The sequence below is a fragment of the Paenibacillus oralis genome (assembly GCF_003863965.1).
In the GTDB taxonomy this organism is placed as follows: Bacteria; Bacillota; Bacilli; order Paenibacillales; family Paenibacillaceae; genus Fontibacillus; species Fontibacillus oralis.
Genome location: NZ_RRCN01000001.1, coordinates 3,035,020 through 3,058,651, shown reverse-complemented (window position 1 = coordinate 3,058,651; position 23,632 = coordinate 3,035,020). Strand labels below are relative to the sequence as shown.

The following is a 23,632-nucleotide window of genomic DNA, read 5'->3' as shown; positions in this document are numbered from 1 at the left end:
TGTATAATGAAATTTCAACAATTTCAAAATCAGCCGCTTTTATCCGATAAACTTAATATATAAAATGAACTACGAGGTACATAACTATGGCAAAAATCGGAATCGACCTGGGAACATCAAATTCCCTTGCAGCTTATTGGACGGAGCATGGTCCGGTCATTATTCCCAACTCCCTCGGCAAGCATTTAACGCCTTCCGTGGTCAGTTTGGACGACAACAACGAAGTTTTGGTAGGCCAAATCGCCAAGGAGCGGATGATTACACACCCTCATCTTACGGCTGCCACTTTTAAACGTTATATGGGAACGGACAAGATGTATCGGCTTGGGGAGCATGAGTTTTCTCCCGAGGATCTGTCTTCCTTTATACTGCGCGCTTTAAAAGAAGACGCCGAAGCCTACTTGGGCGAAGAGGTGGAAGAGGCCGTCATCAGCGTGCCCGCCTATTTTAACGACGCGCAGCGGAAAGCGACCTTGCGCGCGGCGGCTTTAGCCGGGTTGCACGTGGAGCGGCTCATCAGCGAGCCTACCGCGGCGGCGGTGTCTTACGGCCTGCACCAGCAGGAAGCGGACACCAGGTTCCTCGTATTTGACCTCGGCGGCGGTACGTTTGACGTATCCGTGCTTGAATTGTTTGAAGGCGTGATGCAGGTGCAGTCGATCGCCGGGGACAATTACCTTGGCGGGGAGGATTTTACCGGAGTGCTGCTGTCGCATTTCGCGGAAACTCACGGAATTGATTACGCGAACCTGGCCACCAAAGAAAAGACGGCGCTCATCAAACAGGCGGAGCTGTGCAAGGTTATTTTAGGGAACGAAAACGCGGGGGAAATGGTGTTTGTGCACGAAGGCCAAACCCTGCAGCTGACGGTGAACCGCAGCCAATACGAACAACTGGCCGCGCAGCTTCTCTTGCGGCTGCGGAGCCCGATTGAGCGGGCGCTTCGGGATGCGTCACTAACGCCGCATGACCTTGATGCCGTCATCCTCATCGGGGGAGCCACCCGGATGCCGATCATCAAATCGATCGTCAGCAAAATGTTCGGAAGACTTCCCTTTTCACAGATCAATCCGGACGAAGCGGTCGCTTTGGGCGCCGCCATCCAGGTGGCCTTGAAAGACCGTGACGCCAGCCTGCAGGAAATGATCCTGACCGATGTATGCCCGTTTACGCTGGGAACAAGCATAGCCAAAGAGATTAAAGAAGACGTTTATGAAAGCGGCCATTTTCTCCCCATTATCGAACGCAACACGCCGATTCCGGTCAGTAAAGTGGATCGTGTATATACGATTCGGGACAATCAGACATTCGTTCGCATCGACATCTATCAAGGCGAAAGCCGCAGAGTGGAAAATAACGTCCGGCTGGGCAATCTCGATATCCAGGTGCCTGCCGCTCCCGGAGGCGAACAGAGCATCGACATTCGGTACACCTACGATATTAATGGCGTGCTTGAGGTTGAAGTTACGGTAGTAAGCACCGGCGAGAAAAAAACGATGATTATCGAGAAAAACCCGGGTCAAACTTCCCCGGAACAGATCAAAGCCCGGCTCGAAGAGCTGAAGCATCTGAAAATCCATCCGCGCGACCGCAGCGAAAACCGCCTCCTGCTCGCCCGCGGAGAACGCCTATACGAGGAGTCCCTGAGCGAAAAACGAGATTACATCTCCAGTCTGATCCTGGATTTCGAACGGGTTCTCGCCTCGCAGAACGAACAGGAAATCAAGAAGAAGAGCGTCATCTTCAAGCAGAAGCTCGACTCGCTGGAAAGGTGGACCGAGTTTTAAAGGCATCAAAAGCCGCCCCTGAATAACCTTGGGGGATCGGCTTTTTTGTTTGTTGACACGGAAAATGGAACCTGATATAGTTCTTTTAGAAAATTGATAATGATTATCATTGTTGATTGTACGAGATAAAAATACCAGACATATATGGGGGACAATTTATCATGTTTAAGAGAAAATCCGTACTTTCCGTTGCGGCCTGCGTCTTTACGCTGACCCTGGTCTTAACCGCTTGCGGCGGCTCCAATCAGGCGGGCGGGGCTACGAACACCACCGCGCAAAATACGGGCACTAAAGCCGCTGCCGAGGCGAACGGCAACGCCGATTCGACTGCTGCCGAGACCCGTACTTACGATACGGTCAAAGGGCCGGTCGAAATTCCGGTGAAGCCGCAGCGGATCGTGACCGACTTTTACGCCGGAGAGCTGCTGGCCGTGGGAGGCAACGTGGTAGGCGCGGAACCGGACGCTTTTAACAACCCGTTCCTCAAGGATCTGCTGGCGAATACCGAGGATGTCGGGGCAAACCCCGTCAATTTGGAAAAAACGCTCGAGCTTGCGCCCGATTTAATCGTGGTGATGTACGACGAAAATTACGACGAGCTGTCCAAAATCGCGCCGACGCTGTACCTGCCTTACGGTACGACCACGGACATCTATAACACCGTGGAGACGTTCGGCGACATCGTAGGCGAACCCGAGAAAGCCAAAGCCTTCCTGGCCGACTATGACCAAAAGGCCGCCGAAGGCCGGGAAAAGCTGAAAAGCGTCGTCAAAGAGGACGACACGTTTGGCATCTATGAGCTGACCAACAAAGGCGAGCTGTGGATTTTCGGGGACAACGCCGGGCGCGGAGGCCAGGTGCTGTATAACGCGCTGCAGCTCAAGGGGCCGGAAAAATGGGATCCGAAGGAATCCACCTTTCAGCTGTCGCTGGAGGCGCTGCCGGAATATGCCGCCGATTACATGTTCCTGACGACCTATGACCCGGACAAAACCGGCGAAGCGCTGAACAACCTGAAAGCCTCCCCGGTTTGGAGAAACATCGGCGCGATCAAAAACAACAAAGTCTTTTACAATGACTTCGACACGTTTTACCGCTACGACCCGATCGCCATCAAGGAACAAATCGGCCTGTTCGTCGATATGATCATCTCCAGCAACAAAGGAAAATAAAAGCGGGGGTGCGCCCAAGTCGCCGTTTCCCCGCTCCGCTCCGCACCACGTTTCAGCCCCGGTTGGCTTAGCGTCAGTCAGCGCTTTGCTCCCGGGGCTTTTGCCGCGTCTGTTGTTCTAGCTAATCATAACGGTCCATCCAATCGTGATGGCTTTCCCCTAGCCTTCGGTCCTCCAGCTGACCTTGCGCTCAGCCAACTTGCCCCCGCTCAGCCCGCTTTTCTCCCGTCCCCCGCCCCCGATAAAGCCTTCGGGCTTTTATCCTCGCGGTTGGCGGTCTCTTTTCCGTACCTGATAAAAATCCATACGCCGCACAAGATCAGCACGCCCGCCGAAAGCTGGAGCGCAGTCAGGCTTTCCTTCAACAGCAGCCAGGCGAGCAGCGAAGCGAATACCGGTTCGCCGAGCACAGCCATCGACACGGCCGAGGCGCTGAGATATTTCATCAGCCAGTTGAACAGATAATGTCCAAACAAAGTGGGGACGATGGCAAGCAGCAGAAAAATCCCCCATTCCCGCGGAGCATATCCGGTAAAAGGCAGCCCGCAAACGATGTTATATACCGCCAGTGAAGTCGCCGCGACGGCAAACACCAGAAAATTGTAGACAAAAGCGCTGATATGCTTCAGAAGCTGCTTACCGGCCAGCATGTGGATGGCGACGGCAATCGTCCCGAGCAGGGACAGCAAATCGCCGGCCGCCGCTTGCCCGGACAGCGAAAAATCCCCGGATCCGATGGCGATTGAACCGATGAGCGCCATGCCGATGCCGATCATCATCGCCTTGTTGATTTTTGCGCCAAACAGGAAAAAGGAACCGAGCATGACCAGGATCGGCTCCAACGTCAAGATGACGGTAGAACTGGCAACGGTGGTCAAGCGGAGGGACTGCATCCACAGCAAAAAATGAAGCCCCAGCATACAGCCGGAGAACAGCAACTGCGCCCACTGTTTGGCGCTAAGCCGGAATATCTCCTCGCGGTATTTCCACAGCAGCGGAAGCATCAGCAAATTGGTTAAATATAAGCGGTACATTGCGATCACCGATACATCCGCGCTCGACCAGCGGACAAAAATCGAAGAGAAAGAAATGGCGATAATCCCGATGATGTAGAGGATTTCGTATTTCGCCGACAATTTGGCACTCGAATTCATACTGGCAGGTCCCTGCTTCCATGGTTAGTCTATGTCCGTTCATAATGCGAATCGCAAACCCCTATATTATAGCGAAACGGCGAAACATCCTCAATCAAATTTGGCAACGGAATATGGTGAAATTCCGGTCCGGCTTTCCCCGGCAGGCAGATCGGGTTACAATGAAGATAAAAACGATTCCCCGCTTAAAAGGAGCCTTACATATGCCTATAACAAGAGAGTTGTTTACGGATGCCGACTTTCAGGAAGCCCTTGACCGCAAGCAGCGCGTTCGCGTTTTCCGGGACGACCATCTCATCGAAAATAACACGCAGATCATTCGTTTTACCGAAGAGACGATTATTACCCAATCCGGTGTCAGCGACATTACTTACCATCCGCGCCGGGAATGCCAATTTTTCGAGATCCGCAAATAAAGGAGGTAATTTAAAATGAATCCGACGCCTTTGATCCAACCGATCGTATCCAAACAGTGGCTCCTTGCCCGCATGTACGAGCCCGACCTCGTCATTGTCGATTGCCGCTTTGAGCTCGGCCATCCGGAGGCGGGGCGCGAAGCTTACGCCGCCGCCCATATTCCCTGTGCCGTCTTTCTCGATCTCGAACACGATCTCTCGGCACCGGTAGACGTGCACGGCGGGCGCCATCCGCTGCCCGCCCCGGAAGCGCTCGCGCAGCGGCTGGGCCGGGCAGGGATCGGCAATGCCTCCCGGGTCGTCGCGTACGACGATCAAGGGGGCATAAACGCCGCCCGGTTGTGGTGGCTGCTGCGCTGGCTGGGCCATGACGAAGTCTACGTCATGGACGAGGGATTTGCCGCCTGGCAAGCCGGCGGCTACCCTGTCACCGATGAGCGGCGGACCGTCGTGCCCGCCGCCTTCACCCCCACCCTCCGGCCGGAAATGCTGGCCGGCGTGGAGGACGTCCGCCGGGCGCTCGGCGATCCCGGCACCGTGCTCGTCGACTCGCGCGCCGCGGAACGCTACGCCGGCCTCACCGAGCCGCTGGACGCCAAGGCCGGGCATATTCCCGGCGCGATCAACCGCTTCTGGAAGGAGCTGCTCGACGAACGCGGAGCCTGGAAAAACGACGAGCAGCTCAAGGCGCAGCTCGCTCCGGTAACCGATGCACTGGATGCCGGACGCGAGGTCATCGTGTACTGCGGCTCCGGCGTCAGCGCCTGCCCAAACGTGCTCGCCTTGCACAAGCTCGGCTATCCGCAGGTGAAGCTGTACGCGGGAAGCTGGAGCGACTGGATCTCATACAGTGAGAATCCGGTCGCGACGGGAGAAGAGTAAGAGCCGAGGGCCGTGTCGGACGCGGCTAGGGGGCTTTTACAGGTTAGGGGCAAGTGACCTATTTGGGCCCTTTTTGGCGTTCTCGTTCAACAGTTTGCAACAAGAAGAAAAAAAAGTTTTTCTCCGATGGTAATTGCTGTATCAATTCACTTGTTTATGCGATACCGCATATGTTAAAATCACGATAGAAAGACCGAGTGCAGCGAACACTCGGCCTATACAATTGGCTTGGATGGATTTCCCTTCTAAGCTGAAAAGGACAAAAACCCACCTTTGGCCGCTAAACCTTGGGGTGGGTTTTTACTTTCTCTTGTAGTTATTCGCGATGTATGTTAGAAGAGCAATGACAAATGTTGAAAAAGCGATCATGATGAGAATTGCATCTTTTATTTCCATGGCTTCACCTCCTTTCGAAGGGAAACCACGCCCAACCAAGGTTCAATTGTACAACTCTATCTTAACGTTTATTTGACATGCGATCAAGCGTTCCCGTTTCTCGAAAATCTCAATTCTCGTATGATTTCCCTTTCATCACGACCTGCTTCTATAAAGCCCAGAGAAACATATAAATTGGATGCTCGTTGGTTTTCAGGCCGATGCCCAGGACCTAATCATCAGTGCTTGACAGTCAAGCCGACAACAGACCGTGGCCTGGAGCGAGACTCGCTATCCGGAGACTTTGCACGATTATCCCGTTTGACCAGGTGACTTAGCTTCCTTAACCAAAGGGATGATCGTGCAAAGTGGTTTGGAGAGACAACCCCTCCCCCCATCTCCGTCATCATTTATTTTGTCAAGCACTGATTTTGGTCTTGAGCCGTTTTTCGTTCCATCCACCATCCCCCACTTCAGTTTTGTTTCATTTGGCTATAAAAGAAGGCCCGCGCTGAGCGCGGGCATTGGTTTGGCGATATGTTGGGGGTGGAATTCGTACATCTCAGCCCTCAAACTAGTAGTCTTTGGTCGGGAAACAACACTATGTCCATTTGTATGACTTTTCTGGATTAATTCTGCAAACGATTTAGTTTTAAACAAGTTTCGGAAGGTTCCTATACGCTAAAAAGTACGATTCCTGACTTTAACTTTCAAACGCTGCGGAAAAATAGGAGATGAATATGAATATGGATATCATAATCCGAGAACTCACAGTTAAAGATAAAAACACCTGGCAAGATATCGATGACAGTTTTACTGTAGATTCCACCCTCAGCTTGTCCCTGACCGGCCGGCAAATCGATTTCACGGTAAACAAAATTCCCAGCTACACAAAAAGCTATTCGGATGCACAGTTTGAGAATACGGCGGTCGAAGACTATTCGGACTACATCAGCAGCCCCGATCAAAGCGTGTATTTGGCTTGCATAGAGAATAGAGCAGTCGGCCGGATCGTATTGAAACGGAACTGGAACAACTATGCTCTTATAGAAGACATCGCGGTAGACAAAAATTATAGAGGGTACGGAATAGGCCGTAAACTGATCGAACAGGCCAAGCGGTGGGCGCAAGATGGCGGAATGGCCGGAATCATGCTGGAAACCCAGAGCAACAACGTGAAAGCATGTGAATTTTACCGGTGCTGCGGCTTTGTAATAGGCGGATTTGATTTTCATCTATATCGGGGCATTCATAAAAACAGCGATGAAACTGCGATATTTTGGTATCTCATTTTTGAATGAGCATAGACGAGTGACACGTTTCCACGGTTTGACCCAAGGCAAGGCTCTCTTTAGCAATCCGGTAAATCTCCCCGAATTGCCGGGCGGCCTGTGCGGCCTTTGCATACTCTCCCAGCAGAACCGCGGCCTCCGCGTAAAAATTAGCGTTTCCGCATACCTTCCCGTTCTATTGAATGCCTCAGCTTGATCCCGTATAAATTCCACCGTCTTGCAACCCCCGCAATTCATTTGATGAGGCCTTGATCATTTTCAAAAAGCCGTACACCTGCTTCATAGGGATTCCGAGCCGATCGGCCATTTCTTTGAGTGGCGTCCCTTGTCCATTCATCGCCCGAATTTGCCGGATCATCTCCTCTTCATACGCCTTGGCCGATTCGTATGCCGGGTTAAGCAGCATCTTCCAGGTTTCCGCATCAGCATAGTCCATCTCCGCGATTTCAGCGGCCAGGGCATCCAACTCGGCACACGTGACCGGCAAATTTCGATTCGCTTGCGGCCTACTTTGGCCTGTCATCCATTGATTGACTTTTTCGACGTCCTCTCTCAAATGCTGCATTGAACCGGCAATATAGCTGCCCGCATCCCACTCTCCCATGCCGTGCATCAGATAGGAGACCGGATGTCCGGCTTCGCCGAGGTCGACAATAATCGGATCACCGACCAGCAGCGTATGGCCGATAACGATCCATTCCTCAGCCTGCTCACACTCCCGTTTCAGCCGCTTCAGTTCTTCTTCAAACCCGGTATTCAAAAGTTTACCTAACATACTGTTTATACGTCCTCTCCAGGTACTCCAAGTACTTTCTTTTGCCATCAGAGAATTGGCGATAATTGGATTGTACGCATTAAGCAAGTACATTGGCACGTTTACCGGCGACGGCATAGAAATACGAAAGTATCCAATTCCGGGCGACCGGGTTACGCTGGGCTGGGCCCCCAATCAATGGCCGGGCGATATGGACCGGATCTCGTTTGATGATATGGTGGAAGGCTTAAATTACTTCAACAACATTAACATTTGAAGCGAGAGCAGTTGTTCCAGGCCTTCCTTTAGCGGCGGCTGGGCTTTTCGGGCCGCTGCGGCCAGTTTTTTCACGCTCCCGAAGATCCGGCATACAACCAGCTCGCGTTCATGATTCTCTTTGCCTTTCAATGCCTCGAAGAGCGCCTCGGCAAGCTCGGGGCGATCAATTGTCGCATTTTTGACCAGCCTTCCTTCCTCGTTGCCTCCCAGCAAAATGGAGACGATTACCGGCATATGCTCCTCTTTCATGCCATGCGCCTCAATAAATGCCTCCGCATAGCCGTCCTGCACCATTTGATGCTCCGTATCCACTAGCTCCATATAACGGCAGACCAATGGAAAGTAGGCTTCACTGTACAAGCCGAGGCCCAATACGGCATAGGTGCCCGGCATCACCGATTTCTCGCCCGGTTCCACATCCCGGTACCAAGCGAACTCTTCCAGCGCGGTATCCGCATATTCCGCAAGCTTGGGGAACAGGGCCGGATAACTGAGCGCACCTGCAAAAAACTGATGCAGCTTGGACTTCGCCAACTTTTTTATCGGCAGGAAATGTTTCTGGCTGCTCTTCAACTTGAGTTCGTAGCTTTTAGGAAAACCTTGCCGCAGAAGACCGATGATGTAATCCAGCGCTTCCCCGTAAGCAAGCTCCTCTTCGGATAGGATTCGAATCTCGATCGTTTGCGTAACGTCGTTGTTCCTGCCTTCAATCCGCGCCCCCTTATAGGTACTCGCAAATTTTCCGCTGCCCGTTTTCAAATAACCGGCTGCCTGTTCCGAGCCCAATTGGACCGCAAGCTCCAGGTACTTCTGCCGGGTATCCGGCTCGGTGAAGCCGATCTGCAGGGCCGCATATAAGAAGAATTCCATTTCGCCGCCATCCAAGGAAGGCCTGTCCGGCTCCTCCTTCAAAATCCACTCGTTTCCGTAACCACCGGTACGATCAAAATGCTGCGGTAAAAAACGATCCTGCGCCCAGCTCCTGAAAGCCGATGTATAATGCCGGATCCATTCGTTTTTACGTTTCTGGTTCTTATGCAGCTTGCCGGAAAGGCGGCGGATCAAGGGTTCGAGCTCTCTTGCTTCCTGCTTCATCAGATCAGGATTGACCAAATGTCGGGCGAAAAAGAACATATCCTGCTCACCCGGCTGCACGGGCGGATCAGGGAGAATCTTGGTTTGGATAAACTGTTCCAGCGACTTTTGCAGTTGACTCCTTTTGGGCTCATTAAACAACTGGCGGTTCAGCGTTTTTTTCGCGCTCTCCCGTTCAAACTCAAATACAATTTCAAACTTGTAATCAAAAAAACGGGGCCCCAGTTCCTGCGAGCGGAACAGGCCGTCTACAAGCCCGCACAAGGCAGGAAAGAACTCCTCGGTCAGAAGTTCATCGGTCAACTCCGCTATATAAGCACCCGCTTCTATTTTGTAGGAACTGTCGCTCCAAGAGAACGGCTCATAAACATCGATGTGAATTTTCCCCGCTTCCCAGGTATGCTTGCCTTTTCTCCAGGCTACTCGGAGGTAATCCATGATTCCCGCTTGCAGTCTGCTTTGATTTTTAAGTTCATTGATCCGCTTGCTCTCTTTGGCGTATATTGCAGTTACTTCTTCCCATACCTCATTCAAAAAGGCTTCCACAGCCTGGTTCATTATCTGTCCTCCTGATTAATGAAAGCGATGATGATTAATTGCAAATCATACAACTAACTTTCTATCAATTTACCCAATCATTCGTTTTAAGTGCATTTCATGCAATTATATCTCCGTCTTTTTACCTTACCTTCAAAAAAAAGCGGAATAATTGCATGATTTGCACTTAATCAAGCGCCGTGACAGCATTTCCGGATAACTTATTGTACTTTTTGCAACTGTATCAACGATAGACCAAGAGATATAACGTTCTCTTTACCCTTGCGTCCCCCGGATCGGAGCGGCTTTCGTTTCCCCAAAAGATACATTGATTTCGCTGCGGATTTCAATCCCCTGTTCAACAAGTTCAACTTCGACGCTCAGGGTAAACGGCGTCTCAATCCGCCGAATCGTCAGCAGCAGCGTTTTCGCGTTCTGCCAGGTAAAAGATGCGGCGATGCGTTCCTCCGGCCCGGACAGGGACGACCGCCCGATGATCCATTCGCCCCGGCCCAATTCAAAGGCATGCTCCCCTTGCTTGTTTTTGATCCGCAGGCTGGCCTTATTTTCGTTAAAATCCACACGGAAACTTGTCAGACCCTTCTCGTTCTTTTCAAGGCTATAGCTTTGCCCGTTCAGCCGGTTTTCGGCGTCCGAGCAACGCTCCATCCGCGGCGGTTCAAGACGAAGTTCCCGCAGCCGGCGCTCCAGCTCCCCGGACGAACCATCAGGGACCGCCGGGATCGGCACAAAGGAGCCAAGCAAATGATCCCATACCCCGTTCAGCACGCCCTGAAGATCGTTCGTGCCCGCTGTCATCGCAATCACCGCGTCATGCTCCGGCAAAACGATGCAAAACTGTCCGAACGCCCCGTCCCCCCGATATGCGCCGTGACGGCAGCGCCAAAACTGATAACCGTACCCTTGGGCCCAGTCGCTGTCCCCGCCGTCCCCGTTGGAAATCTGTTTCGAGGCCGCCGCTTCAATCCAGCTTTCTTCCACCAGCCGCCGGCCGTACCATAATCCTTTTTGCAGATACAATTGGCCGAACTTGGCGATATCCTCGGTCGTAACTTTCAAGCCGAAGCCCCCGGTATGGATGCCGCGCGGACAGGTTTCCCAGGCCGGATGTTCAATGCCAAGCGGCTCAAACAACCGGGGTCGCAAGAACTCAAGCAGCGTTTGACCGGACGCCTGCTGCAAAATCGCCGACAGCATATAAGTGGCACCGGTGTTATACAGGAAAAACGTTCCGGGCTCATGTTCCACCGGCTGCTTTAAAAAGGCCTTGACCCAGTTGCCATCCTCCGCTTCGTGCAGCGCTTCCATCGTATCGGCGGCATGGCCGGTGCCCATCATCAGCAAATGGCGGATTTGCATCGCAGCCAGATTGGATGAAACTTCGTCAGGCAGATCATTCGGAAAAAAGGAGACAACCGGATCGTCCAACGTCAGCAGCCCTTCCTGCACCGCCATGCCGATCGCGGTCGAGGTGAAGCTTTTGCTCAGCGAAAACAGCATATGAGGAAGCTCCGGGCCGTAGGGCTCCCACCAGCCTTCCGCCGCCACATGTCCGTGGCGCACCAGCATAAAGCTGTGCAGCTCGATTGATTGCGTTTTCATTTTGTCCAGAAAATCGATAACATGGCGAGCCGAAATTCCCAACTCCTCCATACTTTTTCTCGGCAGCGTTTTTCCCAAGATGTTCATGTTTCCATCTCCCTTATTTGGAAATTTTGAAACTTGAAACGGGCTGATTCAATTATAGATAAAAAACGGCGGCTTATGTTACGATAAATTAAAAGTTTTTCATCGGCAGGCCGGGAGTGGAGGCTGCAGTTGAATTATGTGCTGTTCCGCGGCGTCTTCGGGATCGTGGCAGTGCTCGGCCTGATGACCGCGAACCAGAAGTTCGCTTACGGCATGCTCGGGCTGCGCAGTCCCTGGTACCTTATCGTTTCTTTTGCCGCCCAGCGAATGGTGGCCGCCGTGCTTATGTCCGTATATACGCTGCTCGCCATTGTGCTTTTTCATTTTATTATGGACCTGCACCGTTACTATTGGATCAAGAAAATATAAAACACAATCAGGAGATTACGACCATGCGCAAAAAAATTGTAGCCATCGATATGGACGATACGATCTGCCATCTCGTGCCGAAAGCGATACACTACCACAATTTGCTGTACCCCGGCCAGCCGCTGACCATGGAGAAGATGAACAGCTTTGACATGACGAAAATTTGGCATCCCGATTGCAATGAGGACATCTTTTTCGGACGGCCGGGTTTGTATGAAGAGCTTGAAATTTTTGACGAGCATACGGTGGAGGAAGTGCGGAAAATCACGCTCGAACATGACGTCATCATCGTTACGGCCGCCAGACCATCCGCGGTTCCGGAAAAATGGAACTGGCTGCAGCGCCATATGCCCTTTATTCCGTACGAGAACTTTTTTATCGCCAGACGCAAGTCCCTGGTCAATTTCGACCTGCTGATCGATGACGGACCGCACAACCTGCTTCCCGCCAAGGAAGCCGGCAAATTAACGATCGGCATTCCCCGCCCCTGGAACGCCCCGATTCAGGAACAGTTCCTAATGAAAGATTCCTGGAAGGGCATGAGCGAGCTGGTCAACCGCCTGCTGGCCGAAGGTTCATGAAAATGAACGTTCGGCCGCGTCCCTTTTATACCGGTTGCCTATCAAGCATATAAGAATTATATATTTCTCCTATTCGGGTTTTGGCGATATGCTGAATGTGGCAGGAGCGTAAAAAAGCTCCCAACGCCGGGAATTAAGCCGGAAATAAAGGAGGCACGCCAAAATGACCGTTTACGACTTTCAAGCCGTGTCGATCGACGGCAAGCAAATTGAATTATCCGCCTATCGCGGGAAAGTACTCCTGATCGTCAACCTGGCCAGCAAATGCAGCTTTTCACGCCAATTCGCCGGGCTGCAGAAGCTTTACGAAACCTGGCGGGAGCATGGTTTTGAAATTCTCGGATTTCCCTGCAACCAGTTTAACGGTAAAGAACCCGGGAGCAATGCCGAAGTGCGGGAAACGTGTCAGCGGGATTTCGGCGTAACGTTCCCTCTGTTTGAGAAAATTGACGTTCGCGGTGAGACGGTACATCCGCTTTTCCAATATTTGACGGAGCAGGCGCCTTTTCAAGGATTTGATCCGGAAAGCGCGGACGGCCGGTGGATGCGGGATTTTTTGCGGCAAAAATATCCGGACATCTACGCGGGCAACGGGGTGAAGTGGAATTTCTCGAAGTTTTTGATCGATCATGACGGTCAGGTGAAAGCGAGATTCGAACCCACGGTACAGCCGGAAGACATCCACCCTTTCATTGAGCGGGTCATCGGATAATTGACGGCAGACCTCTTGACAATATCATTCGCCTCCTGTATTTTTGTTGTACATACAAAATACAATCGAAATAGCTTCCCAACTTCGATCTGATAAGGAGGAACTTCCATGCCGCAGGAACCAAACACCGACGCAAAGCCGGCCCCTGAGGAAGACGGAGCGTTTTTGCACACCTGTATGTACTTCACCACCAACCGCTTGAGCCGGGCGATTACGCGTCTCGCCGACGAGGCGTTCGCCATGACGGGTCTAGCTCCGGCCTACGGTTACCTGGTGCGGCTCGTTATTGCCCATCCCGGCATCACCCAAAAGGAGCTTTCCGAGAAGCTGTACATTACTCCCTCCACGCTGACCCGTTTTATCGACAAGCTGGCGGGAAAGCAGCTGGTGGAGCGCAAGGTCCAGGGAAAAACCGTACTTGTGTACCCGACGGACAAAGGGATCGCCATGAAGGAATCACTGCTTGAAGCTTCCAAAAAGCTTAAGGCCTCTTACGAAGCTCTCCTCGGCAAAGAATTGGCCGATGTGCTGACCCGTCAGCAGGAATCCGCAAGCGAGCAGATCGAGCGGTAAAGTGTGATGTACGAGGCCTAACCGGCGGCGCCGGCATGCAGCACACAGCGCGCAGTGCGGCTAAGGTCTCCGGGTGTACGCCTTTTCCATTCCCCCGGCGGCTCCAGGAAAAGCAACTTGGGCTTTTTTTAATAGTTTTGTATGTACAAACAAAATACAACGAAGAGGGAGAACCATAGATGAGCATAACGAAGGAACAAGGCCAACTCAGGCCCAAATCGAAGATTTATTACGGCTGGATTATCGTCCTGCTGACCTTTGCGACTTTGCTTGTATCGGCGGGCATCCGCTCGCTGCCCAGCGTTTTGCTCGTTCCGTTTGAGCATGAATTCGGCTGGAGCCGCGGCAGTATTTCCAGCGTCATCTCGGTAGGCATTTTTCTTTACGGGCTGGTCGGCCCCTTCTCGGCAGCTCTGCTGCTGAAGTTTGGGTTCCGCAAAGTCATCGTATGTTCGCTGGCCATTTTAGGACTTAGCCTGGCCGTTACTCCTTTTATCCGCTCCTTGTGGCAATTCGAGCTGCTGTGGGGGCTCGTTTCCGGGCTGGCGACAGGCATGATGGCCAATGTGCTTGGCGTGACGGTCAGCAATCAGTGGTTCGTGAAGCGCAGAGGGCTTGTCGTCGGACTGCTGACGGCCAGCGCCGCCACCGGCCAACTGCTGTTTCTGCCGCTGTTCGCCAAATTGACGTCCGATTTCGGCTGGAGATACGCCGTTTATATCGCCGTAGCCAGCATCGTAATCGTGCTTGCGGCCGTGGCCGTTTGGATGCGGAATCACCCGTATGACGTTGGCGCCGCGCCGTACGGTTCGAGCGAACTGGTGAAGCCGGCCCCTTTCCAGGGGAATATTTTTCTCGCGCCGCTGCAAAATTTACGGTTGGCTATGAGGAACGCGACGTTTTGGCTGCTCGCCGGCACTTTCTTTTTTTGCGGCTTGTCCACGAACGGGCTCATCGGCACCCACCTGATCGCCGCCTGCGGAGACCACGGGATCTTGGAGGTGGCGGCCGCCGGGCTGCTTGCGATGATGGGGGTGTTCGACTTGTTCGGCACCACGATTTCGGGCTGGTTGTCCGACCGGTTCGACAGCCGCAAGCTGCTGTTCTGTTATTACGGGCTGCGCGGGTTGTCCCTGTTGTTCCTGCCCTTTGCGCTCAATAGCGCCTCGCCTTACATGCTTGTCGTCTTCTCCGTATTTTACGGCCTGGATTGGATCGCAACCGTTCCGCCAACCGTTAAGCTTGCGGGCGAAGCGTTCGGGAAGGAGAAGTCCGGCATGATCTTCGGCTGGGTTGTCGTCGCCCACCAGATCGGCGCTTCGGCCGCGGCCTACGGCGCAGGCGCCCTGCGCGACGCGCTCGGCAGCTACTCCCAGGCTTTTGTCATCGCCGGCTTCTTATGTTTCGTCGCCTCCGTGATGGCGGTGCAAATCCGCAAAAACCAAACCGGCAGCGCCCGGGCGGCGGCTTAAACTAGTTCTGTTAGAGAGATTGCGGCAGAACTTGTGGCAGAACTTGTGGCAGAATTGTAGTTGGGAAGCTCCGTAAGTGAGTTTGCGGTGGTAGCCCCTACCTAGCGATAGCGGTAATCTTTACCGCTATTTTTGATATTTTCCCCTTGTCAGCAGAATAGAGGAAATTTTGGGTCTTATTCTGATGAAAACGTTGGGTAGAACCCCCAACTGGCCCCATTTTCCAATAATAGCGGTAAAAAATTCCTCTATTTCGGCTAAGCACCCTGCTTGGGCAAAAATAGAGCCCTTTTTTACCGCTATTTCCGCGGGATACGCCTTCTTCGTGGGATACGCCTTCTCGCGGGGTAGACCTTCTCCCTAACGTCCCGCAGTCGGTTTTCCATACTTCACCAGCACATGCCACAGCTGCTTAAGTTCCTGCAGCACTTCCGCATAGGCGCCCCGGTCGCTCCAGGCCGCTGGGTCGCGCTTCAAATCCATCGCCGCCTCGCGGATCATGCGGACATCCACGCGCCCCTGAGGTGCAATACGCTTTGCCAGAGAAGGCATCGCCGGCCCCCGAAAATCGCTGGGCACCTCCTCCACCGGAAGCGCAAAGCCCTGATGCCAGTATAGCTTAATCGAATACTTGCGGCATAGCTGTTCCAGCGTTTCTCCCACCGGGACGTTTTTGAACGAAGGGTCGGCCACCAGCGCTTCGACGTCTTTTTCCAATGAAATGTCGCCGTGTACCTGGGCTTCGATATAATGGTTCAAGTTGCGCTGCGGCCCCCTCCCCGCCGGGTCGGGAAACGGCTGTTCCAACCGGGCCAGCACATGCTCGAAAAATTTCCGCGGTGTCAGGTCCTTTTCTCCAAGCGCGGAATCCCTCAGAAAAATCTCCTTAAGCAGAGCCGCCAAAATCATCTCGAACTCCGCCAGCGTCCCTTTTTCCCTCGGGTCATCGTGGGAATCCATATACGTAAAGGTAGCCCGGCGGGTAACTTCCGGCGCCAACAGGAAATAACACGACCCGAACCGCGGCGCCGGCCCGTCCGGATGCAGCATCAGGTTCAGGGCGCCGTATTTGGGCCGTTCATCTGGCGCGGTGTTTTCCGACGGATAGGCTCCGCCGAATAGTCGTTGCTCCCACAGATCCCGCGCCCCGCCGGGGTAGGCCGTCACACTGCCGCTGGACAGCAGAGTCTCGAACTGGCTTTTATATAATCCCTGCTGAAGCATCGCCTCGGCAACGCTGCGCATCATCGGATCCGGCCTGTCCGGATGAAAATGCATGGCGATCCGCGCATGCGCCTTCAGTTTATCTATGGCAGCCTCGCAAGTGCCGGGAGAAATATTCGCCATTTGCAAAATCTCCCGAATCTCTTGCCGGGCTTCTTCCTTATATTTTGCCGCGTAATCCGTAACATGCTCTAATGCCAATCTTTGCGAATGCGTTAAATTCATAGACAGATACCTGCACTTTCCTCGTTGAGCTCTTCAACACAAATTATTAATTCACAAGTATATGCCAAATCTTCGGAAAGCAATATGAAGTTATAGACAATCGTTAAATAACGCCAAAATTCGCGGTTTCTTTATCTATGCGATGGGCTGATTTATGATAGAATAATCATGTTTAACGATTATGATTAGAGAAAGGGACGTCTTGGATTGGCACAGTTATTTTTCAAATACGGGGCAATGAACAGCGGCAAATCGATCGAAATTTTGAAGGTTGCCCACAACTACGAAGAACAGAACAAACCCGTGCTTATTTTTACTTCCGCCATCGACAACCGCGATGAGGTCGGTTTCGTCTCGTCCCGGATCGGCTTGCGCCGGGAAGCCATCCCGATCTACGGGGAGACGGATATTTTCGAAATCGTCCGAACCCACATTCCCAAGCTGTACTGCGTGCTGGTGGACGAATGCCAGTTCCTGAGCGAGGGCAGCATTAAGCAATTGGTCCGGATCGTCGATGAGCTGGATATTCCGGTGATGGCGTTCGGGCTGAAAAACGACTTCCAAAACCACTTGTTCGAAGGAAGCCGGCTCCTGCTCATCTACGCCGATAAAATCGAGGAAATGAAGACGATTTGCTGGTTCTGCGCGCGCAAGGCGACGATGAACCTGCGGGTGGAAGACGGCAAACCCGTCTACACGGGCGAGCAGATCCAAATCGGCGGCAACGAATCGTATTACCCGGTCTGCCGCAAGTGTCACGCGAATCCGCCGCTGTAAATGTATAAAGTGAGTAAGAAAAACGCCTGAAGGCGTCCTTTAATGGCGGGCCGAACAATAGCATCGAGTACCTCGGCCCTTTCCAACCTGTGGACGTTGCTCTAACGGACACCAGCGACCTTATCCGCCCATTTCCCGGGTATTTCCCAGCCTAACGGACACACATGACCTTATTTCGCTTTAAACCCGTTCATCCAGGCCGATTTGGGGTAAATAAGGTCATCTGTGTCCGTTACATTTTGCAAACCTCGGTTTTTCCGAAAATAACGGCTCTGGTGTCCCTTAGCCCCCTCCAGGTCCTCTTCTCCTCCCCTCTCTACCTGCGCATCGCCCTCTACCATGACCGAAATTTTATAACTCTACTTTCGCAGCATGAAATTGGCAAGTAAGCGTTGATGTAATTGGGGAAGGCTACCATCTACCGGTGGAGTTGAACGCTGAATTAGGCGGAAAGCTTTTTCCTGACTTTTACAGCGGCTTCGCGGATCTAATCCGGCAGTTGTTGTAAAGCGATCACCCCACCCGAGCGTACCTGTTCCCGATCCTGCTCTCCTGGTCTATCGTTGCATAAAAAACTCCTAATCAAGCACATTTTTCCATCTGATCGAAACACGTTCTTTACTACAAAACATAACGTTACCTAGGCCATGGAGAGGCCCGATGGGATCAACTGCAAAAGTGCATTCCATTCTCGGTAAATCTCCATTTTAGAGCGGTTGAAATGCAAAAATGCATCTCTTTTGGGGCTATACGATAAAAAAGTAGATTTTGACCCGAAATGAACTGCACTTTTACATCTGAACCAACTGTTTCGAGGAATTTCGACGAAAACCGCCTGCACTTTTGCATTTCGTGGGATTCCCCCGCTTCCTTATATCGCAACGTGGCGAGAGTGGCATATCGTTTCTTCCACGTAAAGGTTTCAGCACGTTCAAATTCCTGAATAGCGGCTTCAAGCTCCATATTCCATCGCTGTCACCCCCATGCTCCCCCTGCTTTTAAGTTGGTTATCGCTCCCCTTCAATCACAAATACCCCCATCCTTTTCAGATACGGCAGGTAAAACCGGTAAGGGGGCTGGTTTACGGGGACGATCCGATTCAGGAACGCCTCCGTTCCCTCAGGGAAACGCGAACCGTGCTGCCCGTAGAAGCCGGCCGCGTCCTCGCGGGATACAAAAGGCTGGCCAAATTCCAGCGCCGCCTCTTGCCGGGAATAACGGACTCCGCTTTCGCGCAGACGCTCCTCGAGCTTGCCCGCCGTGAGCCGCATCCGGCCCGCCCCGGTCCCGCTTTGCCCCGTCAAGTTACTGCCTTCATCCCAATCGACAATAACGATCAGTTTGCGGCAATACGGCAAAAAGCGTTCGGCCGACTGGCTGCCGAAATAGGACAGCAAGATGACGTCGCACCATGGCTCGCTATCAAAGGCGTCGCCAAGACGCACTTCGATATTGCCGATTTGCTTGGCGGCTATATCTTCGGTCAGCGAAGCCAGGGCAGCTTCGTTGATATCCACGCACACGATTTTGCCCACACTGTCACGCCATTGCTGCGACAGGAGCCCGAGGCCGCAGCCGATATCAAACAAAGTTTCGCTGCCTGCAATGACGGGGCGCAGCCGCTCCGCCAGCTTTTCGTGAAATCCGGTGTAGGCGCTGGCCGCCTTAAACCAGCCGATCGTGTTCGCATTCCAAGTAAACTGCATCGTTATCCCCCTATTCATGATTGAAACCTCAGACTGGTTTTCTGAGCCGACGCGTAAATTTTGCCGCTTTCCTGGCCGCAGCAGATACGCCGGGCCCGCTCCCCGTCTTTGATCATGATCCCGGACAGATCGGAGACGCCAAACTGTTCAAGCACCGGCGCCATAGGCGTCGAGGGACCGACGATGACCACCTTGGCCCCCCGGGACAACTCCAAAAGGCGCGGCATTGCTTTATTGGTCAGCGCGGCGCTGGTGATGACGACAAATTCGGCCTCCGGCAAAATATATTCGGCGGCGGTATACGGAAAATCGCCCTCCTTCGGCTCGAATTCGAGAACCGACAGGTCGCATACCGGCCGGAACAGCTGATCCAGATAATGAAAATGCCCTACCACCGCCACTTTTTTGTCTCGGATGGCCGCTTGGTAGGAGATGAACGGATCGTATATCCGGTCCTCCGTAAAGCGGGCGCCGGAAACGGGAACCCCATTGGCCCTGGCGACAGGCAAGGCATTGTAGTAGGCGTTGATCGCCGCCTGGCCGATGCCGGCTTCCTGCAGATTCCACGACTTCACGCATGCGGCAAGATCCCGTAGCTTCATGCCCGGATTTTTATGTCTGAGAGCGGTCGGTCTAGTCCTTCCCGCCGGCGCTCCGCTGAAGCCGCAGCCCACATTACTGCGTACGAATGCCGTGCCCGGTCCGCACACCAAATCCTCCACCGTACAGGAATCGTCAATCCCTTCAATTAACGCGTCGTATAGTTCCCACATACCCTTCCTCCCGTCTAAAAAGGTAGTTCAAAATGCCGGAGCGTTAATCAGCTCTCCCTGGCGCAGCCGGCGGCGCACCTCCATCAGCGCCTCGTCAAGCGCCTCGATCCGAACCAGGCTCTCCCGCTCTTCAGCCGTCTTTTCGATCACCTTATGGATGCCGCCGCCCCGGATCACAATCCGTTTGTGGGCGCTAAGCGCCAGCAGCGGATCATGGGTGGAAATCAGCACGATTTTATCTTTGCTGGCCAGCAAATTCACCGCCTGTTTTCGGTCAATGCCGGCGTTCTCGATTTCATCGATCAAAACGATCGGCGAAGCGCTCATATAAGCCGTATCGGCAATCATCAAAGCGCGCGATTGGCCGCCGGAAAGCTGGGTTACCTTCGTGTCCAGGCCGAATTTCTCTCCCGCCAGCCGGTTGGCGCAGTCGAAGCACTGCTGAATCACCCCTTCTTTGTCCGCACATAGGCGGCTTTGGGCATGCATATCCAGGAACTCCCCGACACTAAGGTCTACCACAAAGTTCATATTCTGGGAAAGCTGGGCCACCAGCTTCCCCTCCATCCGAAACCGCTCCTCGTCCTCCAGCGGCCTGCCATTGACCAGAATTCGCCTTCGTGTAGGCGTATCGCCTTGGGCAACGCATTCGATGTCGGCAAGCAGCCGGCTTTTGCCTGAGCCCGTAGGCCCTACGATGCCGATGATTTCACCGGTGCGGATCGTCAGGCTGATTTCCTCGGGATTGCCGCTTTTATCCCGGCCCCCAAGCAGCGTAATCGAACGGATTTCACTTTCAAGCGTTTCACTCTCCAGCATCGTCGCCAAAAAAGCGGCAAACTGAAATGGAATTTCCGTACGGGTGCAGCCGAACTCCAGCAGGCGTTCCTCATTCTCCTGTTCCAACGCGGCGGACAACGTCCGCTCCCAAGGCAGGTCATCCAGGCCGAAATTAAGCAAAAAATCGCGTGCTATGGGGTACAACTCCACAATCTCAGCGATTGGACTTGTTTCGATCAGCTGTTGAAATTTCATCACCATCCACCATCACCTGAACTCCATTTTTTTCATCATGCCCATCTGATAGCTCTCGCCAATGCGCATTTCTCCCGTACAGTAGGAGCATACCGAGGCCGGCGTCGTAAACCGCAGCCTGGCATCCCTTAGCGTCATAGTCTCGGCAGCCTTGGCCACATGCTTGCCAAGCATAAAAGCGCCCTGGCCGGTAATGCCGTTAACAAACAGAATCGCGGCCCGGCCGTTCACCTGGCGGACATTGAAACGGAACACTTCGCGCTCCGCCTGCGAGACGATATCTCCCTTCGTGATCACGATTACATCCGCCAGTTTGAGCATGCCGATTTTGCGCGGCGTCTGAACGCCTGACAAACAGTCGGTGACGCAAACCGCCAAAACGCCGCGGATATAAGGGGAACAGCGATTGCACAAGCCGGCGCTCTCCGTAATCAGCACATCCAGCCCGATTCCTCTCCCCCACTCCACACCGTCCTCGATGTTGCTGACGAAAAAATGATCGGGGCAAACTTTGCCGGAGTACCCTACCTGTACGGGCAGTCCCGCTTCCTTGTAACGAAGCTGGTCGAAGGTAGTAAGACAGTCGAATTTAATGACGCCGAGCGTTTGTTTCTGCTCCCGCAAACTCTCGGCAAGCTGTAAAATCACCGATGTCTTCCCCGATGAAGGCGGACCCGCTACAGTAACCAACTTCATGCTTCACCCTCCACAAAATTTATTATTTTTAAATTTACTGAAAAAAACAGCTAATCGGCAGTGTTATTTATCACTAATTATAACTAAATATATTTATTTATATCTAATTATAATTTTTCATTTGACAACATACGCAGCCGATTGCTACAATGAGCGACAAAAATGAGCGTTAACGGAGGTGGGGAAACCGATTGAATAGTTTACGATATCGATGGATGCTGCCGGCGCTGGCGCTGCTGCTCTTGCTCGTCATCCTGATTTCCTTGAACCTGGGCCGTTATCCGATTACGCCCGGCGAGGTGCTGAAGCTGATATTAGCGGCGGTTCATCCCGCCGAAGGCAACGCCGATGCGCAGCAGCAAGCGATTTTTTACAATGTCAGACTTCCGCGCATCATACTGGCCTGCCTTGTTGGCTGCTGCCTTTCCGCGGCGGGAGCCGCCTATCAAGGGATCTTTCAAAACCCGATGGCGGCTCCGGACGTGCTTGGCGCTTCGGCGGGGGCCGCTTTTGGAGCGGCGCTGGCTATTTTGCTTGGAGGCGGCAAGCGGGAAATCACGTTCAGCGCGTTTTTGTTCAGCATCCTTTGCGTCCTCCTTGTTCTTGCCATAAGCAGAAGAACAAAGGGCAGGCAGGTGCTCGGCCTGATTTTATCCGGCATCATGGTTGGCTCGCTGTTTTCCGCCTGCACCTCCTTTATTAAGATGGTGGCCGACCCCAACGAACAGCTTCCGGCTATTACATACTGGCTTATGGGAAGTCTTGCGGGCACGAAAAAAGAGGAGGTCCTTTTCATTGTCATTCCAATGGTTTTGGGACTGGTGCCGCTGTTGCTGCTGCGCTGGCGCGTCAATGTGCTGACCCTGGGCGATGCCGAGGCCCGTACGATGGGCGTTAATGCCGGAGCTGTCCGGCTCGCCGTCATCGTGTGCGCCACGCTCATTACGGCCTCCAGCGTGGCGGTCAGCGGCATGATCGGCTGGGTCGGCCTTGTGATTCCGCACCTCACCCGCTCCCTGGTCGGCAACAACTATCAGCGCCTGCTGCCCGCCTCCATGCTGGCCGGAGCAGTGTTTCTCCTGATCGTGGACAACTTTTCCCGCAATTTGTGGACGAGTGAAGTTCCGATCGGCATCCTCACCGCGATTATCGGCGCTCCGTTCTTCATCAGCCTGATTCTGAAAGCGGGTGATTCCGCTTGAGTCTCTGCGTGGAACGGCTTAGCTTCTCCTATAAAAAAGATCGGGTGCTGGACAATGTCACTTTCACCCAGCAGGGGAGCAGCCTCTTATGCCTGCTCGGGCCCAACGGTGTGGGCAAAAGCACGTTATTCCGCTGCATCCTTGGCTTGCTTCCCGGTTACACCGGGGAAATCGTCATCGACGGCAGAAACGCCCGTACTCTGCCGCCGCGTGAACTGGCCCGCCATATCGCCTTTGTTCCCCAATCCCATGCTCCTGTCTTTGGCTACTCGGTGAGGGATATGGTGCTGATGGGAACGTCGGCAAGTTTTTCGGTATTTTCCGTCCCCGGCAAACAAGAACGGCTGATCGCGGAGCAAGCCCTGGAGCAAGTGGGAATCTCCCGGCTGGGCGGCAGAGCGTTCATGGAGCTAAGCGGCGGAGAACGGCAGCTCGTGCTGATCGCGAGAGCTTTGGCGCAGCAGGCCCGCATCCTGATGATGGATGAACCTACGGCCAATCTCGATTATGGCAATCAACTGCGGGTGTTAAGCAAAGTTAAGCAGTTGACGCATGCGGGTTACACGGTGGTTCAGTCCACCCATAACCCCGATCAGGCCCTGCTGTTTGCCGATACGGTGATGACGCTGCAAGAGGGCCGGGTGACCGCCTTTGGTCCCCCTCGCGACGTGCTGAACGAAGAAAGGCTCCATTCGCTTTACGGCGTGGACATTAGCCTGGCCCGTTTGTACGACGGGAAAATCTCCGTTTGCGTCCCCCGGTTTGCGATTTCCGATACATAAAGCCCGGAGCAGAAGCGAGATGCGTTTGTTTTGGAAATTTGAAAAATGGTTT

At 53.3% G+C, this 23,632-nt stretch carries 23 protein-coding genes and 2 pseudogenes; 14 read left to right on the top strand and 11 right to left on the bottom strand.

Features of this window, described 5'->3' with window-relative positions; genetic code table 11:
- The first annotated feature begins 86 nt into the window (after positions 1-86).
- Both EHV15_RS13900 and EHV15_RS13895 read left to right on the top strand, forming a co-directional pair.
- Positions 87-1,787, top strand: a complete 1,701-nt coding sequence (locus EHV15_RS13900; protein ID WP_128631736.1) for a molecular chaperone HscC — start codon at positions 87-89, stop codon at positions 1,785-1,787.
- A gap of 161 nt (positions 1,788-1,948) precedes the next feature.
- Positions 1,949-2,959, top strand: coding sequence for an iron-hydroxamate ABC transporter substrate-binding protein (locus EHV15_RS13895; RefSeq protein ID WP_128631735.1), 1,011 nt, complete (start codon positions 1,949-1,951; stop codon positions 2,957-2,959).
- A 209-nt stretch (positions 2,960-3,168) separates the two neighbouring features.
- Here the strand turns inward: EHV15_RS13895 and EHV15_RS13890 are convergent, their stop codons facing one another.
- Positions 3,169-4,113, bottom strand: coding sequence for a DMT family transporter (locus EHV15_RS13890; protein ID WP_128631734.1), 945 nt, complete (start codon positions 4,111-4,113; stop codon positions 3,169-3,171).
- A 203-nt stretch (positions 4,114-4,316) separates the two neighbouring features.
- Here EHV15_RS13890 and EHV15_RS13885 point away from each other — a divergent pair, with 203 nt between their 5' ends.
- Together EHV15_RS13885 and EHV15_RS13880 are read left to right on the top strand one after the other, a co-directional pair.
- Positions 4,317-4,529, top strand: coding sequence for a hypothetical protein (locus tag EHV15_RS13885; RefSeq protein WP_128631733.1), 213 nt, complete (start codon positions 4,317-4,319; stop codon positions 4,527-4,529).
- Between the two features lie 15 nt (positions 4,530-4,544).
- Entirely contained in the window at positions 4,545-5,411 is an 867-nt protein-coding gene (locus tag EHV15_RS13880; RefSeq protein WP_246061548.1) for a sulfurtransferase, read from the top strand.
- Positions 5,412-5,711: 300 nt separating this feature from the next.
- Here EHV15_RS13880 and EHV15_RS37310 read toward each other — a convergent pair whose 3' ends face one another.
- A complete protein-coding gene (locus EHV15_RS37310; RefSeq protein ID WP_311284003.1) occupies positions 5,712-5,807 on the bottom strand; it encodes a putative holin-like toxin in 96 nt (31 codons plus the stop codon).
- A gap of 725 nt (positions 5,808-6,532) precedes the next feature.
- Between EHV15_RS37310 and EHV15_RS13875 the strand changes: the two genes are divergently transcribed.
- A complete protein-coding gene (locus tag EHV15_RS13875; protein WP_128631732.1) occupies positions 6,533-7,087 on the top strand; it encodes a GNAT family N-acetyltransferase in 555 nt (184 codons plus the stop codon).
- A gap of 178 nt (positions 7,088-7,265) precedes the next feature.
- Here EHV15_RS13875 and EHV15_RS13870 read toward each other — a convergent pair whose 3' ends face one another.
- The gene (locus EHV15_RS13870; RefSeq protein WP_128631731.1) at positions 7,266-7,853 is read right to left on the bottom strand and encodes a hypothetical protein; all 588 of its coding nucleotides are present in this window, start codon (positions 7,851-7,853) and stop codon (positions 7,266-7,268) included.
- 70 nt (positions 7,854-7,923) lie between these two features.
- Here EHV15_RS13870 and EHV15_RS13865 point away from each other — a divergent pair, with 70 nt between their 5' ends.
- Entirely contained in the window at positions 7,924-8,109 is a 186-nt protein-coding gene (locus tag EHV15_RS13865; protein ID WP_128631730.1) for a hypothetical protein, read from the top strand.
- On the opposite strand, the gene EHV15_RS13860 is transcribed toward EHV15_RS13865, so the two are convergent.
- A complete protein-coding gene (locus EHV15_RS13860; protein WP_128631729.1) occupies positions 8,085-9,764 on the bottom strand; it encodes a DUF6138 family protein in 1,680 nt (559 codons plus the stop codon). The two genes, EHV15_RS13865 and EHV15_RS13860, sit on opposite strands and share 25 nt — an antisense overlap.
- Before the next feature lie 255 nt (positions 9,765-10,019).
- Complete coding sequence (locus EHV15_RS13855) at positions 10,020-11,453, bottom strand: serine hydrolase domain-containing protein (protein ID WP_128631728.1); 1,434 nt, start codon at positions 11,451-11,453, stop codon at positions 10,020-10,022.
- 126 nt (positions 11,454-11,579) lie between these two features.
- Here EHV15_RS13855 and EHV15_RS13850 point away from each other — a divergent pair.
- The 5 genes and pseudogenes from EHV15_RS13850 to EHV15_RS13830 form a co-directional block, all read left to right on the top strand.
- Positions 11,580-11,822 (top strand): annotated as a pseudogene (locus tag EHV15_RS13850) (hypothetical protein); the annotation flags it as partial.
- A 23-nt stretch (positions 11,823-11,845) separates the two neighbouring features.
- A complete protein-coding gene (locus tag EHV15_RS13845; protein ID WP_128631727.1) occupies positions 11,846-12,403 on the top strand; it encodes a 5' nucleotidase, NT5C type in 558 nt (185 codons plus the stop codon).
- Positions 12,404-12,566: 163 nt separating this feature from the next.
- The gene (locus tag EHV15_RS13840) at positions 12,567-13,115 is read left to right on the top strand and encodes a glutathione peroxidase (protein WP_128631726.1); all 549 of its coding nucleotides are present in this window, start codon (positions 12,567-12,569) and stop codon (positions 13,113-13,115) included.
- Between the two features lie 108 nt (positions 13,116-13,223).
- Entirely contained in the window at positions 13,224-13,688 is a 465-nt protein-coding gene (locus EHV15_RS13835) for a MarR family winged helix-turn-helix transcriptional regulator (protein ID WP_128631725.1), read from the top strand.
- A 179-nt stretch (positions 13,689-13,867) separates the two neighbouring features.
- On the top strand, positions 13,868-15,160 hold the full coding sequence (locus EHV15_RS13830; protein ID WP_128631724.1) for an MFS transporter: 1,293 nt from the start codon (positions 13,868-13,870) through the stop codon (positions 15,158-15,160).
- A gap of 360 nt (positions 15,161-15,520) precedes the next feature.
- Here the strand turns inward: EHV15_RS13830 and EHV15_RS13825 are convergent, their stop codons facing one another.
- Positions 15,521-16,609, bottom strand: a complete 1,089-nt coding sequence (locus EHV15_RS13825) for a DUF3626 domain-containing protein (RefSeq protein ID WP_128631723.1) — start codon at positions 16,607-16,609, stop codon at positions 15,521-15,523.
- Positions 16,610-16,816: 207 nt separating this feature from the next.
- Between EHV15_RS13825 and EHV15_RS13820 the strand changes: the two genes are divergently transcribed.
- Entirely contained in the window at positions 16,817-17,386 is a 570-nt protein-coding gene (locus EHV15_RS13820; protein ID WP_128631722.1) for a thymidine kinase, read from the top strand.
- Positions 17,387-17,720: 334 nt separating this feature from the next.
- Here the strand turns inward: EHV15_RS13820 and EHV15_RS38330 are convergent.
- The 5 genes and pseudogenes from EHV15_RS38330 to EHV15_RS13800 all read right to left on the bottom strand — a co-directional run.
- A pseudogene (locus EHV15_RS38330) lies at positions 17,721-17,903 on the bottom strand (hypothetical protein); the annotation flags it as partial.
- 490 nt (positions 17,904-18,393) lie between these two features.
- The gene (locus tag EHV15_RS13815) at positions 18,394-19,092 is read right to left on the bottom strand and encodes a class I SAM-dependent methyltransferase (protein ID WP_178075846.1); all 699 of its coding nucleotides are present in this window, start codon (positions 19,090-19,092) and stop codon (positions 18,394-18,396) included.
- Between the two features lie 14 nt (positions 19,093-19,106).
- Positions 19,107-19,865, bottom strand: coding sequence for a DUF364 domain-containing protein (locus tag EHV15_RS13810; protein WP_128631720.1), 759 nt, complete (start codon positions 19,863-19,865; stop codon positions 19,107-19,109).
- Between the two features lie 27 nt (positions 19,866-19,892).
- Complete coding sequence (locus tag EHV15_RS13805; protein WP_128631719.1) at positions 19,893-20,900, bottom strand: ATP-binding cassette domain-containing protein; 1,008 nt, start codon at positions 20,898-20,900, stop codon at positions 19,893-19,895.
- Between the two features lie 12 nt (positions 20,901-20,912).
- Positions 20,913-21,596: a GTP-binding protein gene (locus EHV15_RS13800; protein ID WP_128631718.1), complete on the bottom strand. Its 684-nt coding sequence runs from the start codon at positions 21,594-21,596 to the stop codon at positions 20,913-20,915.
- Between the two features lie 191 nt (positions 21,597-21,787).
- On the opposite strand from EHV15_RS13800, the gene EHV15_RS13795 reads away from it, so the two are divergent.
- Both EHV15_RS13795 and EHV15_RS13790 read left to right on the top strand, forming a co-directional pair.
- Positions 21,788-22,798: a FecCD family ABC transporter permease gene (locus tag EHV15_RS13795; protein WP_218571230.1), complete on the top strand. Its 1,011-nt coding sequence runs from the start codon at positions 21,788-21,790 to the stop codon at positions 22,796-22,798.
- Complete coding sequence (locus EHV15_RS13790; RefSeq protein WP_128631717.1) at positions 22,795-23,580, top strand: ABC transporter ATP-binding protein; 786 nt, start codon at positions 22,795-22,797, stop codon at positions 23,578-23,580. Before EHV15_RS13795 ends, EHV15_RS13790 begins: the two co-directional genes overlap by 4 nt.
- Positions 23,581-23,632: the final 52 nt, after the last annotated feature.